15 protein-coding genes are annotated in these 14463 nt (G+C 71.3%); 4 read left to right on the plus strand and 11 right to left on the minus strand.

Annotated elements, in window-relative coordinates; translation table 11 throughout:
- Positions 1-301 precede the first annotated feature (301 nt).
- The 5 genes from cbiE to OG580_RS06135 all read right to left on the minus strand — a co-directional run bounded on the left by cbiE (position 302) and on the right by OG580_RS06135 (position 5339).
- Positions 302-1597 (minus strand): precorrin-6y C5,15-methyltransferase (decarboxylating) subunit CbiE, encoded by a 1296-nt coding sequence (gene cbiE, locus OG580_RS06115; protein WP_267042608.1) that lies wholly within the window; start codon positions 1595-1597, stop codon positions 302-304.
- A gap of 169 nt (positions 1598-1766) precedes the next feature.
- Complete coding sequence (locus OG580_RS06120) at positions 1767-2402, minus strand: GNAT family N-acetyltransferase (RefSeq protein ID WP_267042609.1); 636 nt, start codon at positions 2400-2402, stop codon at positions 1767-1769.
- 246 nt (positions 2403-2648) lie between these two features.
- A complete protein-coding gene (locus tag OG580_RS06125) occupies positions 2649-3512 on the minus strand; it encodes a MetQ/NlpA family ABC transporter substrate-binding protein (protein WP_267042610.1) in 864 nt (287 codons plus the stop codon).
- Between the two features lie 94 nt (positions 3513-3606).
- Entirely contained in the window at positions 3607-4275 is a 669-nt protein-coding gene (locus tag OG580_RS06130; protein WP_267042611.1) for a methionine ABC transporter permease, read from the minus strand.
- Complete coding sequence (locus tag OG580_RS06135; RefSeq protein ID WP_267042612.1) at positions 4272-5339, minus strand: methionine ABC transporter ATP-binding protein; 1068 nt, start codon at positions 5337-5339, stop codon at positions 4272-4274. Before OG580_RS06135 ends, OG580_RS06130 begins: the two co-directional genes overlap by 4 nt.
- 618 nt (positions 5340-5957) lie before the next feature.
- Here OG580_RS06135 and OG580_RS06140 point away from each other — a divergent pair.
- Positions 5958-6320: a hypothetical protein gene (locus OG580_RS06140; RefSeq protein WP_267042613.1), complete on the plus strand. Its 363-nt coding sequence runs from the start codon at positions 5958-5960 to the stop codon at positions 6318-6320.
- A 2-nt stretch (positions 6321-6322) separates the two neighbouring features.
- On the plus strand, positions 6323-6757 hold the full coding sequence (locus tag OG580_RS06145; RefSeq protein WP_267042614.1) for a hypothetical protein: 435 nt from the start codon (positions 6323-6325) through the stop codon (positions 6755-6757).
- A 1-nt stretch (position 6758) separates the two neighbouring features.
- Here the strand turns inward: OG580_RS06145 and OG580_RS06150 are convergent, their stop codons facing one another.
- The 3 genes from OG580_RS06150 to OG580_RS06160 all read right to left on the minus strand — a co-directional run bounded on the left by OG580_RS06150 (position 6759) and on the right by OG580_RS06160 (position 9230).
- The gene (locus tag OG580_RS06150) at positions 6759-7250 is read right to left on the minus strand and encodes a GNAT family N-acetyltransferase (RefSeq protein ID WP_267042615.1); all 492 of its coding nucleotides are present in this window, start codon (positions 7248-7250) and stop codon (positions 6759-6761) included.
- A 37-nt stretch (positions 7251-7287) separates the two neighbouring features.
- Entirely contained in the window at positions 7288-7920 is a 633-nt protein-coding gene (locus OG580_RS06155) for a sigma-70 family RNA polymerase sigma factor (protein ID WP_267042616.1), read from the minus strand.
- A 122-nt stretch (positions 7921-8042) separates the two neighbouring features.
- The gene (locus OG580_RS06160; protein ID WP_267042617.1) at positions 8043-9230 is read right to left on the minus strand and encodes a glycerophosphodiester phosphodiesterase; all 1188 of its coding nucleotides are present in this window, start codon (positions 9228-9230) and stop codon (positions 8043-8045) included.
- Positions 9231-9451: 221 nt separating this feature from the next.
- On the opposite strand from OG580_RS06160, the gene OG580_RS06165 reads away from it, so the two are divergent.
- Positions 9452-10123, plus strand: a complete 672-nt coding sequence (locus OG580_RS06165; RefSeq protein WP_267047912.1) for a 1-acyl-sn-glycerol-3-phosphate acyltransferase — start codon at positions 9452-9454, stop codon at positions 10121-10123.
- Between the two features lie 70 nt (positions 10124-10193).
- Here the strand turns inward: OG580_RS06165 and OG580_RS06170 are convergent, their stop codons facing one another.
- Together OG580_RS06170 and OG580_RS06175 are read right to left on the minus strand one after the other, a co-directional pair.
- Entirely contained in the window at positions 10194-11738 is a 1545-nt protein-coding gene (locus OG580_RS06170) for an MFS transporter (protein ID WP_267042618.1), read from the minus strand.
- Entirely contained in the window at positions 11735-12286 is a 552-nt protein-coding gene (locus OG580_RS06175) for a TetR/AcrR family transcriptional regulator (RefSeq protein ID WP_267042619.1), read from the minus strand. Before OG580_RS06175 ends, OG580_RS06170 begins: the two co-directional genes overlap by 4 nt.
- 84 nt (positions 12287-12370) lie before the next feature.
- Here OG580_RS06175 and OG580_RS06180 point away from each other — a divergent pair, with 84 nt between their 5' ends.
- Entirely contained in the window at positions 12371-12880 is a 510-nt protein-coding gene (locus OG580_RS06180; protein ID WP_267042620.1) for an HAD domain-containing protein, read from the plus strand.
- A gap of 76 nt (positions 12881-12956) precedes the next feature.
- On the opposite strand, the gene argH is transcribed toward OG580_RS06180, so the two are convergent.
- Positions 12957-14384 (minus strand): argininosuccinate lyase, encoded by a 1428-nt coding sequence (gene argH, locus OG580_RS06185; RefSeq protein ID WP_267042621.1) that lies wholly within the window; start codon positions 14382-14384, stop codon positions 12957-12959.
- Positions 14385-14463: the final 79 nt, after the last annotated feature.

Here is a 14463-nt window from a genome sequence, read left to right on the forward strand (position 1 = left end):
TCGCTTGTGCTCCTTCAGACCTGCGCCCGTAGACAACAACGAGCGCGCGCGCCGCGCGGCACGAAGGACGCGCGGACACCCACTCATTGTCGCGGCCCCCGGCCATGGTGGCAGGCAGATCCGCCAGGGTGCGCTGTGGACTGCGCCACGTCGCGCGGTCCCCCCTTGCTGCGTACCACATCGGCGAGTCGGAACGGCTACTAATTCCGGATATTGGAGCCCGAAATGCCGAACGTCCCGCTGCGGTACAACAATCGGCCAGCCTACCTGTCCCTTGGGGGCGGAAAGGTCACGGGTGGGGTCACCCCCGCGAAGCGGCGGGGAGGTCGATCCTGCGGCCTGCCAGCAGGAACACGACCGAACGCTCGCGTTCCGTCCAGTCGGCGGGGTCCAGTCCGACGGTCTGGAGGAGCAGGCTCTCGACGGCGTAGCCCCCTTCGGCGAGGGCGGTGCCGATGGCCTCGGCCTCGTCGCGGGTGGAGGCGTGGGCGACGATCCGCTCCGGCCGCCGGTCGGTGCAGGCGGTGACGACGGGGACGCCGCCGGCCGCGATCCGTACGACATCGGGTTCGGGCAGCCGCTCCAGTACGTGCGGGGCGCGGCCCTGGACGGTCTGCAGCGGTACGCCGTGGCGCCGGGCGGCCGCCTCGGTGCGGGCGCAGGCGGCCGGGTCGGTGTCCACGGCGATGACGGCGGCGCCGAAGCGGGCGGCCTCCACGGCGAAGGCGCCGCCCGCGCAGCCGATGTCCCAGACGAGGTCGCCGATTCGGGGGCCGAGGCGGGCCAGTTGGGCGGCGCGCAGGGCCGGGTCCTCGCCGGCTCCGGGCCGGAGCGCGGGGGCGGTGCCGGGGGCCCCGGGACCGTGTCCCCGTGTGCCGTGCCCCTCGGGGGCGTACTCCTCCATGGGCAGGCCCCAGCCCCGTACGGACCGCGCTGCCGTGTCCTGGCCCATCAGCCAGGGGACCGTCGGGGTGCCGGCTGCTCCCCCGCCGCCCGTGCCTCCGATGACGAGGACGACGTTCGGGTCGCGCCAGGAGTGGTCGGCGGCCCGGTCGGAGGTGAGGACCGAGACCTGTTCGCGGTCGGTGCCGAGTTCCTCGCAGACGACGAAGGTGCGGTGGACCCCGTCGAGGAGGAGGGCGAGTTCCGCGGGGCCCGCGCCCGGTGAGGTGAGGACGGCGACCTTGGGGTGGGCGCGGCAGACGTTGACGGCACGGCGCAGGGTGCGCTGGTGGGCGACGACGATCCGGGCGTCCTCCCACGGCATCCCGGCCCGGGCGAAGGCGGCGGCGACGGAGGAGACGGCGGGGACGACCTCGATCTCCAGGCCGTGCTCGGGGGCGCGCAGGGTGCGGACGACGCCGAAGAAGCCGGGGTCGCCGTCGGCGAGGACGACGGCGGTGCCGCGGTGGCCGGCGATGCGGCGGGCGGCGAGGTCGACGCTGCCGAGGCGGACGCGCTCGGCGGCGGGCGGCACCTCGGGCAGCGCCAGGTGGTGGGCGGCGCCGGCCACGAGGGTGGCGGCGGAGAGCGCGGACCGGGCCGCCGAGGTGAGGGGCGAGCCGTCCCAGCCGATCACCGTGACCCGGTCGGCCATCGTCGTCTGTCTCCTGTGGTGTTGTCGCAGGTCGGGGGCGTGCCGAGCGTACCCCGGCGGCGGCCTGCGGGCTCGGCGCCCCGAGCCGCTCCCGGCTCCCGGGCTCGGTTCTCCGGGCCTGGCTACCGCTCGGTCCTCCGGGCCCGGCTCCCGGGCGAGGCGTTCCCGCTCAGCTCCAGTCGGTGTACGAGGAGTACCCGGCCTCGGCCATCTGGTCGGCGACGCCGTCGAGGTCCTCGGGGAGGAGGCCCCAGACGATGAAGTCGGTGCGCAGGTCGGTCCAGCCGCCGTCCTCGGTGCGGGTGCGGGCTATGCAGGCGTTCCGCAGGACGCCTTCGCTGATGCAGCCGATCTTCTGGGCGACCTGCTGGGAGGCGGTGTTGTCCGCCGCGGTGCGCAGTTCGAGGCGCTCGAACTTCTGGTCGCCGAAGAGCCACTGGGCGGTGGCGAGCGCGGCTTCGGAGGCGTAACCCTCACCGCGGGCCCAGGGGGCGATGATGTAGGAGATCTCGGTGGATCTGACCCGCCAGTTGGTGTTGCCCAGCTGGATCACCCCGACCAGACGCTGGGTCAGGAACTCGGTGACGGCGAGGTCGATGCCCCGCCCCGCGGCGCGTTCGGCGGGCGCGTACTCGGTGATCCAGGTACGGGCGGCCGCCTCGCTGTAGGGCTGGGGCACGGCGGTCCAGGCGCCGACCTGGTCGTCGTTCATCATCTCGGCGAGGGCGGGGGCGTCCGCCTCTTCGAGCGCGCGCAGCACCAACCGGTCCGTGTTGATGGAGATGTCCGGGAAGGTGGTAGTCATGCGCAGCTCCATGCCGTGGACCGTCCGAATCGACCGTGAACGCACAGCATGCAGTATGCGACCGCCGGTGCGCATGGCCGGGTCGGGTGTGCGGGAGGACGCGACGAAGGCCCCGCGCATCGGACGGGATGCGGGGGCCTTCGTCACAAGGACTGTACGGGGGAACCGGCCTGACGGTCCCTCGGACGGATTTTCGGGCGTCGGGCCCTGCTGGGCGGGCCCTTGCTCGACGGGGTCCGGCGGGCCTTACTTGGCGACGGCGCCGAAGGCCGGGATGACCGAGCCCTTGTAGGTGTCCTCGATGTACTTCTTCACCTCGGGCGAGTTGAGGAGCTCGGCGAGCTTCTGCACGCGGGCGTCCTTCTCGTTGCCCTCCTTGACGGCGAGGAAGTTGGCGTACGGGTTGCCTTCCGACTTCTCCAGGACGAGGGCGTCGTTCGCCGGCGAGAGCTTGGCCTCGATGGCGTAGTTGCCGTTGATGACGGCGGCGTCCACGTCGTTCAGGGCGCGGGGCACGGTGGCGGCCTCCAGCTCCTTGAACTCCAGGCCCTTCTTGTCGGTGATGTCGGAGAGCTTGGCGTTGGTGCCGACGCCCGGCTTGAGGGTGATCAGGCCGTTCTCGGCGAGCAGCTGGAGCGCGCGGCCGCCGTTGGTGGTGTCGTTCGGCACGGCGATGGTCTGGCCGGCCTTGATGTCCTTCACCGACTTGAGGCTCTTGGAGTAGAGACCCAGCGGCTCCAGGTGGACGTTGACCACGGGGACGATGGTGGTCTTGTTCTTCTGGTTGAAGTCGTCGAGGTACGGCTTGTGCTGGAAGAAGTTGGCGTCGACCTGGCCGGACTGGGTGGCGGTGTTCGGCAGGACGTAGTCCGTGAACTCCTTCACCTCCAGCTTCAGGCCCGCCTTCTCGGCCAGGTTCTCCTTGACGAAGTTGAGGATGTCGGCGTGCGGCGTCGGGGACGCGGCGACGACGAGCGGCTTGGAGGTGTCGCCGGAGCCGGCCGTGTCCTTGGTGGAGGACGGGTCCGAGGAGGTGCCGCAGGCGGAGAGGCCGAGGGCGAGGGCGGCGGTGGCGGCGATACCGGCGGTGAGCTTGATGTTCTTACGCACGAAGAGTGCCTCTTTCCGGTGGTGCGGTGGACGCCTGGACAACAAGTCCGGGCTGTTCTTCGAAAGACGAAGCCTTGGGGTGGGGCGGTACGGCTCAGGCCGTGCGGCCCCGGCGGGCGAGGAGCCGGACGGCTCCGTCGCCGATGAGCTGGACGACGGTCACGATCAGGACCAGGACGACCACGGTGACGAGCATGAACGTGGTGTCGAAGCGCTGGTATCCGTAGGTCACGGCCTTGGAGCCGAGGCCTTCGCCGCCGACCGCGCCGGCCATCGCGGAGTAGCCGATGAGCACGATCACGGTGGTGGTGACGCCCGAGACGAGCGAGGGCAGGGCCTGCGGGAGGAGCACCTTGCGGACGATGGTGGGGATGCCGCCGCCCATGGCCTGGACGGCCTCGACGAGCCCGTGGTCGACCTCGCGGATCGCCGTCTCGACGAGGCGCGCGAAGAAGGGGATGGCGCCGATGGCGAGCGGCACGATCATCGCGGTGGGACCGATGAAGGTGCCGACGACGAAGGTGGTGAAGGGGATCAGCGCGATCAGCAGGATGATGAAGGGCAGCGAACGCCCGATGTTCACGATCGCACCGACGGTCTTGTTCACCGCCCGGTTCTGCAGCAGTCCGCCCTTGTCCGTGAGGACGAGGAGGATGCCGAGCGGCAGGCCGCCCAACACGGTGACGACGGTGGCCCACAGGACCATGTAGAGCGTGTCGACGGTGCCCTGCTCCAGCAGGGGCTGCATCTCGGACCAGGTCACTTGGCACCTTCCTTGACCAGTACGGGCGCGGTGGCGGCCTGTGCGGTGTCCTCTTCGGGGGTCTCGTCGACGGGCTCGACCTGGAGACCCTGCTCGCGCAGGAAGCCGACCGGGACGACGTTGTCCTCGTACCGTCCGGGGAGCTCGATCCGCATCCGGCCGATCTGCTTGCCGCCCACGGTGTCCATCGCCGCCCCGAGGATCGAGATGTCGATGTTGTACGTGCGGGAGAGCTGCGAGATGACCGGCTGGGTCGCGGACTCGCCGTGGAAGGTGACGTCGACGACCGTGCGGTCGGGGCCCGTGGAAGTGCCGCTGACCGGGAAGAGCTCGGCCGCCAGCTGGGAGCCGGGGGTGGCGAGCAGTTCGCCGACGGTGCCGGACTCGACGACGCGGCCGTGCTGCATCAGCGCGGCGGAGTCGCAGACGGTCTTGACGACGTCCATCTCGTGCGTGATGAGCAGGACGGTGAGGCCGAGCTGCTGGTTGAGGTCGCGCAGGAGCTGGAGGATGGAGCGGGTGGTCTCCGGGTCGAGGGCGCTGGTCGCCTCGTCGGAGAGGAGGACCTTGGGCTTGCCGGCGAGGGCGCGGGCGATGCCGACGCGCTGCTTCTGGCCGCCCGAGAGCTGACCCGGGTACGAGGTGGCCTTGTCGGCGAGGCCGACGAGGTCGAGGAGTTCGAGGGCACGGCGGGAGCGCTCGGCGCCGGAGACGCCGAGGATCTCCAGGGGGAGCTCGATGTTGTCCTTGACCGTGCGGGAGGACAGCAGGTTGAAGTGCTGGAAGACCATGCCGATGCTGCTGCGCGCCCGGCGCAGGTCCTTGCCGGCGCGGCGGCTCTTTCCGGCGAGCGCGGTGAGGTCGAGGCCGTCGACGGTCACGGTGCCGGAGGTGGGGCGCTCCAGGAGGTTGACGCAGCGGATGAGCGAGGACTTGCCGGCGCCGCTCTGGCCGATCACGCCGAAGACCTCGCCCTCACGGACGTGCAGGTCGACGCCGTCCAGAGCGGTGACCTGGCGGCCGCGCGACTCGTAGACCTTGGTCAGGCCCGAAGTGGTGATCACAGGGTTTCCGTCACTATCGAGTGCGCGACGCGGGTTCCGCCGGGCACGGGGCATTCGTCTTTCGGACAGTCAGGCGCACGGAGGCCGGTCCGGCGGATGGCCGGGGGGCACGGGTGCGCGGGGCGGGCACGGTCCGCCGCCACGTGGCGGGAGGAACGGCTCGGCCGTCGGTCTCGCTTCGGGGCGCGAAACTCAGGCGGGGGCCCTCAGAAGGCGCACATTCGACACATACAACGAGCACCGGGCGTCGTGATCGCCTCGGTCGCAAGGATGCGGCTGCTCGTCGTGGTCATGTCTGCAAGTAAAGCATGCGCAGTCGCGAACGAAAGTGCGATGTCCGAATAGCGGACGCCGCTGAGACACCCTGTGGACAGCCCCCAGGGGGCGCGCGACCCCCGCTCCCCCGCGTGTGGCCTGCGGGGAAGGCCGCCGTGGGCCGGTGCCGTCCGTGCCTGCTCCGGACCGGCCGAGGGTCGGGTTCCGGGCCGGGTGTGGCCAAGGCCACGCACGCGGTGCGCCCACCGCCGGCCGGGGCTCGGCGGGGCGCCGCGGACCCCGTGGAGGAGGAGACGGGGGTCGAGCGCATCGGGCCTTTCAGGCCGTAATACCCTCGGGCGCATGCTCGACGCCCTGACGGTCGCGGTCTCCGTGGCCGCCCTCGCCCTCGCCGCCTGGTGCGGCTTCGCCGCCTACCGGGACCAGCCGACCAAGGACTGGCACTTCATCGGCATGGCCGTGGTGACGTTCCTCGTCCTGGTCCAGCTGATCGTCGGCATCGTGCAGCTCGTGCGCGGCGAGAAGGCCGAGGAAGGCGCGACGATCTTCGTCGCCTATCTGCTGGGCGCGCTGTGCGCGGTGCCCATCGCGGGATTCATGTCGCTCGCGGAGCGCAGCCGGTGGGGCTCGGCGACGGTGGCCGCCGGTGCGGTCGTCCTCGCCGTACTCGAAGTACGTCTCCACGACATCTGGACGGTGGGCTGACCATGACCGCGACGCAGGAGAAGGCGGCACAGGGCACGAGGACCCGTCTCGTCACGGGCCCGGGCATCCTGCTCGTCTGGCTGTACGGCGTGATGTCGGTCGGCGCGGTCTCCCGCTCGATCTACCAGATCGCGACCGAGTTCGACCGGGCGCCGCTCGCGTACGCCCTCTCGGCGGTGGCGGCGGTGGTCTACGCGTTCATCACGTACACGCTCGTACGGGGCGGGGAGACGGCCCGCAGGGCGGCGCTGTTCTGCTGCGCCGCCGAGCTCGCGGGCGTCCTGGTCGTAGGGACGTGGACGCTGGTCGAACCGTCCGCCTTCCCGGACGCGACGGTCTGGTCGGACTACGGCTACGGCTACCTGTTCATTCCGGTGCTGCTGCCCGTGACCGGCATCTGGTGGCTGCGCAGGTCCCGCGCGGTGACGCCGGCCTGAATCAGGCGGCCTTCTCCAGGGTGACCAGGGTGAGCTTCGGGCCCAGTTCCCGAACGCCCACCTGTGCGTACCCCTTGCTGCGGTAGAGCCGCAGATTGCCCTCGCTGCGGTGGCCGGTGAAGAGCTGGAAGCGCTTGGCGGAGGGCTCCGCCGGGGCGGTCGCGGCGGCGAAGTGGCGCTCGATGCCGTCGAGGAGCCGGCCACCGAGGCCGTGGCGCTGCATGCGCGGATGGACGATCAGCTTGGCGATCCGTACCGTGCCGTCCTCGTCGAGGCGGGCCCGCACGGAGGCGACGACCTCGTCACCGAGCCGGGCCACGAGCCCGTACCCCTCGTCCAGTTCGGCGCGCAGGGCGTCGAGCGACTGGGTGAGCGGTTCGATGGACCAGTCTCCGTACAGCTCCGCCTCGCTCTGGTAGCAGAGGTACTGCAGCTTCAGGATGTGCTCCGCGTCCTGCGCGTCCGCTGCTGAGATGGTCACACTCAGGCCCATGTGTGCACGCCTCCCGCTCATGTGGTTCGCCGTCGGTTTATCGCACCCTTCCCCGTCGGCCGGGGGCGGGAACCTCTGCCGCGAGCATTCTGCGCAGGCATCCCAGGCAACGGGAACGCATCGGCCCCAGACTGCCCTGTGAGATACCCAACTCTCCTGCGATTTCCCGGTACGTGGGGTCTTCCGGATCGAGCATCGCGGTGAGCAGCCGGGGGCATCGGCCGGGTGTGCGGGTGACGGCGGCGCGGAGGGTGCGGTGGCGTTCGGCGACGAGGAGGGAGCTCTCCGGGGAGCCGTGCGGCCCGTCCGCGTCCGGTCGGGGCGCGGGCTCGTCCGGGTAGGGGCGCTCCCGGTCGGTGGTCCGGCGGGCGCGGCGGGCCTCCGCGCGGACGGCGCGGCGGAGCCAGTCCGCGGGGCGCTCGGGGACGCCCGTGTCGCGGAGGCGTTCCAGGAGCCGGAGCCAGACGGCCTGTTCCAGATCGCCGGGATCGACGCCGGCGGCCGGGGCCTCCGCGTCCGACTCGGCGGCGAGCAGCGGGGCGAGGGCGGCGAGGAGGCCTCGGGCGGAGTCGGCGGCCGATTCGGCGGCGGCGTCGACGATGGCGTCGGCGGCCGATTCGGCGGCGGCGGGGACCGGGGCCGGGGCGGAGGTGGTCACGGGGGTGGTCATGACCGGCACGATGTCCGGGCGGGTGGTCGCGGTTGCGGTGCGGGGCGTAAACCACCCGGGAGGAGGTCATGCGGCTCCGGCTCGGCTGCCGGAGCCGTACAACCTCCTCCCCTGGGAAGCCGTCAGTCGCGGGCGGCGGCCGTGAGGTCGGCGGCGGCGAGCAGCGCGGTGTCGGGGTTGTCCGAGAAGATGCCGTCGATCCCCGTCTCCAGGTACCGCTTCAGGGCCCCGAAGGAGTCGCCGTACGCCGTCGGGTCGGTGCCGCGACGGAAGTCGGCGGGCAGGAAGGCGTTCTCGTTGCGGTGTGTGTACGGGTGGAGGATCAGCCCCTCCGCGTGCGCGTCGCGGACGAGGGTGGTCGGGGTGCCGAGGCGGCCCGTCGCGTCCTTCGGGATCACCAGGTCGAGCGTGGGGCCGATGCCCTGCGCGTACGAGGCGATCCAGCGCAGGCCCTCGGGGGTGACCAGGTCGGCGACGGTGCGCGGGTCCCCGGCCTGGACGAAGTCCCAGGGGCGGGTGCTCGCACCGGAGAGCAGGACCACTCCCGGGGAGTCCACCAGCCGCGCCAGGCGCTGGATGCTGCCGGGCTCGAAGGACTGCAGGAAGACCGGGGAGTTCGCGCGGTGGCGTCCGTACCGGCGCAGGAGCCTGGCGAGGCGCTCCTCCAGGCCGAGGCCGAGGGAGCGGAAGTAGGTGGGGTGCTTGGTCTCGACGTGGAGCCAGATCTCGCGGCCCCGGCGGCGGCCCTCCTCCTCGGCCCAGCGGAGGACCTCCTCGAAGGTCGGGATCGTCCAGCGGCCGTCGTAGAGGGTGTTCTTCTGGCGGGTGCCGGGGATGCGCTCCTTCGCCCGCAGCGTCTTGAGTTCGGCGAGCGTGAAGTCCTCGGTGAACCAGCCGGTGAACGTGGTGCCGTCGACGCTCTTGGTGGTCTTCCGGGGGGCGAACTCCGGGTGGTCGGCGACGTCGGTGGTGCCGGTGATGTCGTTCTCGTGCCGGCAGACGAGGTGGCCGTCCCGGGTGGGGACGAGGTCCTGCTCGATGACGTGGGCGCCGAGGTCGAGGGCGTGGCGGTAGGAGCCGAGGGTGTGCTCGGGGCGGTAGCCGCTGGCGCCCCGGTGGGCGATGACGGTGGGGACGGGGAGGGAGCGGTAGCCGTGGCCGCGACCGCGGCTGCCGGCCTCGTCGGCGTGGTCCTCGTCGGCGTGGGCGGTGCTCGTGGGGAGGGCCGCCGAGGCCCCCAGTACCGCCGCCGCTCCGGCCGCTCCGAGAACGGTCCGCCGTGCCGGGGTCCGGCGCGCGCCCTGTGTCATGAAGGCTCCTCGTGTGTGATGTCCCGCACCTGTCAACGGGGAGCTACGACGCTAGGCAAGGACGCCCTACGGACGGCAGACCTGTGCCGAACATGGCGGAAACACACGTCAACACCGCGTATCCACTCGGTGAACCCGATGTGCGCGTGGCGGTGACCCGCGAGTATCGTCGCCAGCTGCACACTCAGCTGGCCGACCCCCGCGTCATCCCGGAGGAACCGTTGTCCCGTCTCGCGATCATCAAGGCAGTGCTCGGGCCGGTCATGCGCCTGATGTTCCGCCCCCGCGTGGAGGGCGCCGAGAACATCCCGGGGACCGGTCCCGTGATCCTCGCGGGCAACCACCTGACCTTCATCGACTCGATGATCATGCCGATCTGCCTGGACCGCCAGGTCTTCTTCATCGGCAAGGACGAGTACGTCACGGGCAAGGGCATCAAGGGCCGGGCGATGGCCTGGTTCTTCACCAGCGTCGGCATGATCCCGGTGGACCGGGACGGCGGCCGCGGCGGTGTGGCGGCGCTGATGACGGGGCGCCGGGTCCTGGAGGAGGGCAAGATCTTCTCGATCTACCCGGAGGGCACCCGCTCCCCCGACGGCCGCCTGTACCGGGGTCGGACGGGCATCGCCCGGCTGACGCTGATGACCGGTGCGCCGGTGGTGCCGTTCGCGATGATCGGCACGGACAAGATCCAGCCGGGCGGGTCGGGGCTGCCGCGGCCGGGCCGGGTCACGGTCCGCTTCGGCGAGCCGATGGAGTTCTCGCGGTACGAGGGGATGGACCGCGACCGGTACGTCCTGCGTGCGGTGACGGACTCGGTGATGGCCGAGGTGATGCGGCTCTCCGGGCAGGAGTACGTGGACATGTACGCCACCAAGGCGAAGGCCGCGTAACTCTCGTAGACGTAGGACGGTGCCCCCGTACAGCCTCGGCTGTACGGGGGCACCGTCGTCTGCGCGGGCGTCAGTGCTCGACGCCGTCCTCCAGCTTCTGGCCCCTGAGGAGGAACCAGGCCGCGACCGAGGCCGCGAGGAGGACCGCCGCGCCGACGCCGGCCGCGATCCGCAGACCGTCGACGAAGGCGAGCTGGGCGGCCGACACCAGGGCCGTCGCGGTGTCCGGGGCGAGGGCGCCGGATGCCTCCACCGCGCCGCCGAGCGACTCGTGGGCGGCCGAGGCGATGTCGGAGGGGACACCGGCCGGGGTGGCGAAGTCCCGGTAGACGCCGGTGACGATGGAGCCGAGTACGGCGATGCCGAGCGCGGCGCCGAGTTCGTACGCCGTCTCGGAGACGGCCGAGGCGGAACCCGCCTGCTCCTTCGGGACGCTGGAGAGGATCACGTCGGCGGTGACGGTGAAGGCGAAGCCGGCGCCCACACCGACGACGAGCAGGCTCGCACCGAGCATCGGGTAGGCGGTGGACTGGTCGAGGGTGGTCAGTACGGCGAGGGAGAGGCCGACGGCCGCGAGACCGCCCGCCACCACGGACCGCACGGAGAACCGTCGGGCCACGAGACCCGCGACGAGACCGGCCGTGACCGCGCCGACCGCGGCGGGGAGCTCGGCGAGACCGGCCTCCAGGGGCTCGCGGCCCTGGACCAGCTGGAAGAACTGGGACAGGAAGAACACCAGGCCGGAGAGGCCCAGGATGGTCAGCAGGTCCGCGAGGACGGCGCCCGAGAAACCGCGGTGCCGGAAGAGGCGCATGTCCAGGAGCGGCGCGGGCAGGGTGAGCTGCCTGCGGACGAACCAGGTCAGGGCGCCGGCGCCGGCGAGGGCGGCGAGGCCCGCGTCGAGGGAGAGGCCGTGGGAGGCCAGCTCCTTGATCGCGTATACGACGGCGATCACGCCGACGAGGGAGAGGCCGACGCTGGGGAGGTCCCAGGGGCCGGGGTTCGGGTTCTTCGACTCGGGGATCATCTTGATGCCGACGAGGACGAGGACCGCCATGACGGGCAGGTTGATGAGGAAGACCGAGCCCCACCAGAAGTGCTCCAGGAGGAATCCGCCGACGACCGGTCCGACGGCGGCGCCGGCCGAGGCCATGGCACCCCAGATGCCGATGGCGAGGCTGCGCTCGCGCGGGTCGTGGAAGAGGTTCCGGATGAGCGCCAGGGTCGACGGCATCAGGGTGGCACCGGCGACGCCGAGCAGCGCGCGGGCCACGATCATCATCTCGGGGCTGGTCGCGTAGGCGTTCAGCACGGAGACGGCGCCGAAGGCCGTGGCACCGATGAGCAGCAGCTTCTTGCGGCCGATGCGGTCGCCGAGGCTGCCCATGGAGACCAGGAGTCCGGCGATGACGAACGAGTAGACGTCGCCGATCCAGAGCAGCTGGGTGCCGGAGGGCTTGAGGTCCTCGGAGAGGAAGGGGGTGGCCAGGCCGAGCACCGTGGCGTCCACGGCCACGAGGAGGACGGCCAGGACGAGGACGGAAAGGGCGAGCCACCGGCCGGGGCGGTGCACGCCCTCGATATGGTCCGGGTGCTTGATGGTGCTGGTGCTCACTTCTCCACGCTCCTGCGCGCTCCGCCGAGCAGCAGCTCGACGATCATGTACTGGAAGTCCTTGGCGGCGACCCGGCCGTCCTGCACGGACCAGGCGGCGGAACCGACGAGCCCGTAGAGGGCCTCGGTGAGCCAGGCGGGGGTCAGATCGATCCGGAAGACGCCCTGCTCCTGGCCGCGCCGGAAGAGGTCGGAGACCCGGGCGTCGAGACGGGCCCAGCCGTCGTTCTGCTGGTCGCCCTCGAAGAGCTGGTTCTCGGTCACGAGGAACGACAGCAGGGGTGCCATCGGCTCCATCCCGGCGACGAGCCGGCGTACGGCCTCGTCGGCGGGCCCGTCGTCGAGGCGGGCCTCGTCGAGGGCCGACTCCAGCTCCTGGATCCCGAGCTGTTCCAGAGCCCTGACCAGGGCGTCGCGCCCGGCGAAGTGCCGGTGCAGCGTGGCCCGCCCGATCCCGGCGGCCCGCGCGACCTCGTCCATGGTGGCGGTCGCCTTGCGGGAGAGCAGGGCGGCGGCGCTGTGGAGCACCTGGGTGCGATCGACTGACATGAGACGACCATACACCGAATGAGACATCAATGTCTCGCTTGATATTGAGATGCCTCACCGGAGGCGGGACGGAATGCTGTGAACATGACGAAGCCACTGCTGCTGATCGATGTGGACGGGCCGCTGAATCCGTACGCGGCGCAGCGCGAGCGACGCCCGGAGGGGTACACGACGCACCGGATGCGGCCGGGCGGCTGGTTCGAGACGAAGCCGCTGCGGGTGTGGCTCAACCCGGCGCACGGGGGTGAGCTGCTCGCGCTCGCCGAGGCGTACGAGCTGGTGTGGGCGACGACGTGGAAGGGCGAGGCGAACGACTGGATCGCGCCGCACCTCGGGCTGCCCGAGCTGCCGTTCATCGACTGGCCCCGGATGCACGGAAAGGCCCCTCGCGGGACCTTCTGGAAGACGCAGTACATCCTGGAGTACGCGGAGGGGCGGCCGTTCGCCTGGGTCGACGACGACATCACGTCGTACGACCACGAGTACGTGGAGCAGAACCACCTCGCCGCCGCCCTGTTGCTGCACATCGATCCCCGGCTCGGACTGCTCCGGCCGGACTTCGACGCGCTCGCGGAGTGGGCGGCGGCGCTGTGACGTACTGGGCTACTGGGGTACTGGGCTACTGGGGTACTGGGCTACTGGGGTACTGGGCTACTGACTTACCGAGCCCCTACTTCTTCGCGGTGGCCCAGGCGTGCTGGATCACCAGGTCCGCCTTGACCTCGATCAGCTGGGTGGCGACCGCCGAGGGGGCCGTGCCGCCGCGGCCGTCCCGGGAGGCGAGGGCGCCGGGGACGTTGAGGACCGTGCGGACCTCGGGGGTGAGGTGCTCGGAGATCTTGGCGAACTGCTCGTCCGTCAGCTCGTCCAGCTCCTTGCCCTCGGACTCGGCGACCTTCACGCACTCGCCCGCGACCTCGTGCGCCACCCGGAACGGCACGCCCTGCTTGACCAGCCACTCCGCGATGTCCGTCGCGAGCGAGAAGCCCGCCGGGGCCAGCTCCTCCATGCGCTCACGGTTGACCGTGAGCGTGGCCATCATGCCGGTGAAGGCGGGCAGCAGGACCTCCAGCTGGTCGCAGGAGTCGAAGACCGGCTCCTTGTCCTCCTGGAGGTCGCGGTTGTACGCGAGCGGGAGGGCCTTGAGGGTGGCGAGGAGGCCCGTCAGGTTGCCGATGAGACGGCCCGACTTGCCCCGCGCCAGCTCGGCGATGTCCGGGTTCTTCTTCTGCGGCATGATCGACGAGCCGGTGGAGAAGGCGTCGTGCAGGGTCACGAAGGAGAACTCCTTCGTGTTCCAGATGATGATCTCCTCCGCGATCCGCGAGAGGTTGATGCCGATCATCGCGGTGATGAAGGCGAACTCGGCGACGAAGTCACGGGAGGCCGTGCCGTCGATCGAGTTGCCGACCGAGCCGCGCTCGAAGCCCAGGTCCTTGGCGACCGCCTCCGGGTCGAGCCCGAGCGAGGAGCCCGCGAGGGCGCCGGAGCCGTACGGGGAGACCGCCGTCCGGGTGTCCCACTGGCGCAGCCGCTCGGCGTCCCGGGAGAGGGACTGGACGTGGGCCAGGACGTGATGGGCGAAGAGCACCGGCTGGGCGTGCTGGAGGTGCGTACGGCCCGGCATGGCGACGTCCGCGTGGGCCTCGGCGAGGCCGACCAGGGCGTCCTGGAGCTCGGCGATGAGCCCGCCGACGATCCGGGCGTGGTCCCGCAGGTACATCCGGAAGAGGGTCGCGACCTGGTCGTTCCGGGACCGGCCGGCGCGCAGCTTGCCGCCGAGGTCGGCGCCGAGGCGCTCCAGGAGGCCGCGCTCCAGGGCGGTGTGGACGTCCTCGTCGGCGATGGTGCCGACGAAGGAGCCGTCGGCGACGTCCGCCTCCAGCAGGTCGAGGCCGGCGATCATGCGGGTCAGCTCGTCCTCGGTGAGCAGGCCCGCCTTGTGCAGCACGCGCGCGTGGGCGCGGGAGCCGGCGATGTCGTACGGCGCGAGGCGCCAGTCGAAGTGGACCGACGCGGACAGCTTCGCGAGGGCCTCGGCGGGACCGTCGGCGAACCGGCCGCCCCAGAGCCGGACGTCACCGTTGTTGCTGCTCACAGCTGCTCCTCAAACCTCGCGACCATCATCATGCATGAGTATGCAGACCTCCGCATGATTCGTCAATCTGCTCCTGGCG

This window comes from Streptomyces sp. NBC_00094, from assembly GCF_026343125.1.
GTDB lineage: Bacteria > Actinomycetota > Actinomycetes > Streptomycetales > Streptomycetaceae > Streptomyces.

Excerpts from the sequence above, each read along its gene's own strand:
- cbiE (WP_267042608.1), bottom strand. The coding sequence starts at position 1,597 with ATGGCCGACCGGGTCACGGTGATCGGCTGGGACGGCTCGCCCCTCACC.
- OG580_RS06120 (WP_267042609.1), bottom strand. The coding sequence starts at position 2,402 with ATGACTACCACCTTCCCGGACATCTCCATCAACACGGACCGGTTGGTG.
- OG580_RS06140 (WP_267042613.1), top strand. The coding sequence starts at position 5,958 with ATGCTCGACGCCCTGACGGTCGCGGTCTCCGTGGCCGCCCTCGCCCTC.
- OG580_RS06145 (WP_267042614.1), top strand. The coding sequence starts at position 6,323 with ATGACCGCGACGCAGGAGAAGGCGGCACAGGGCACGAGGACCCGTCTC.
- OG580_RS06150 (WP_267042615.1), bottom strand. The coding sequence starts at position 7,250 with ATGGGCCTGAGTGTGACCATCTCAGCAGCGGACGCGCAGGACGCGGAG.
- OG580_RS06155 (WP_267042616.1), bottom strand. The coding sequence starts at position 7,920 with ATGACCACCCCCGTGACCACCTCCGCCCCGGCCCCGGTCCCCGCCGCC.
- OG580_RS06160 (WP_267042617.1), bottom strand. The coding sequence starts at position 9,230 with ATGACACAGGGCGCGCGCCGGACCCCGGCACGGCGGACCGTTCTCGGA.
- OG580_RS06175 (WP_267042619.1), bottom strand. The coding sequence starts at position 12,286 with ATGTCAGTCGATCGCACCCAGGTGCTCCACAGCGCCGCCGCCCTGCTC.
- OG580_RS06180 (WP_267042620.1), top strand. The coding sequence starts at position 12,371 with ATGACGAAGCCACTGCTGCTGATCGATGTGGACGGGCCGCTGAATCCG.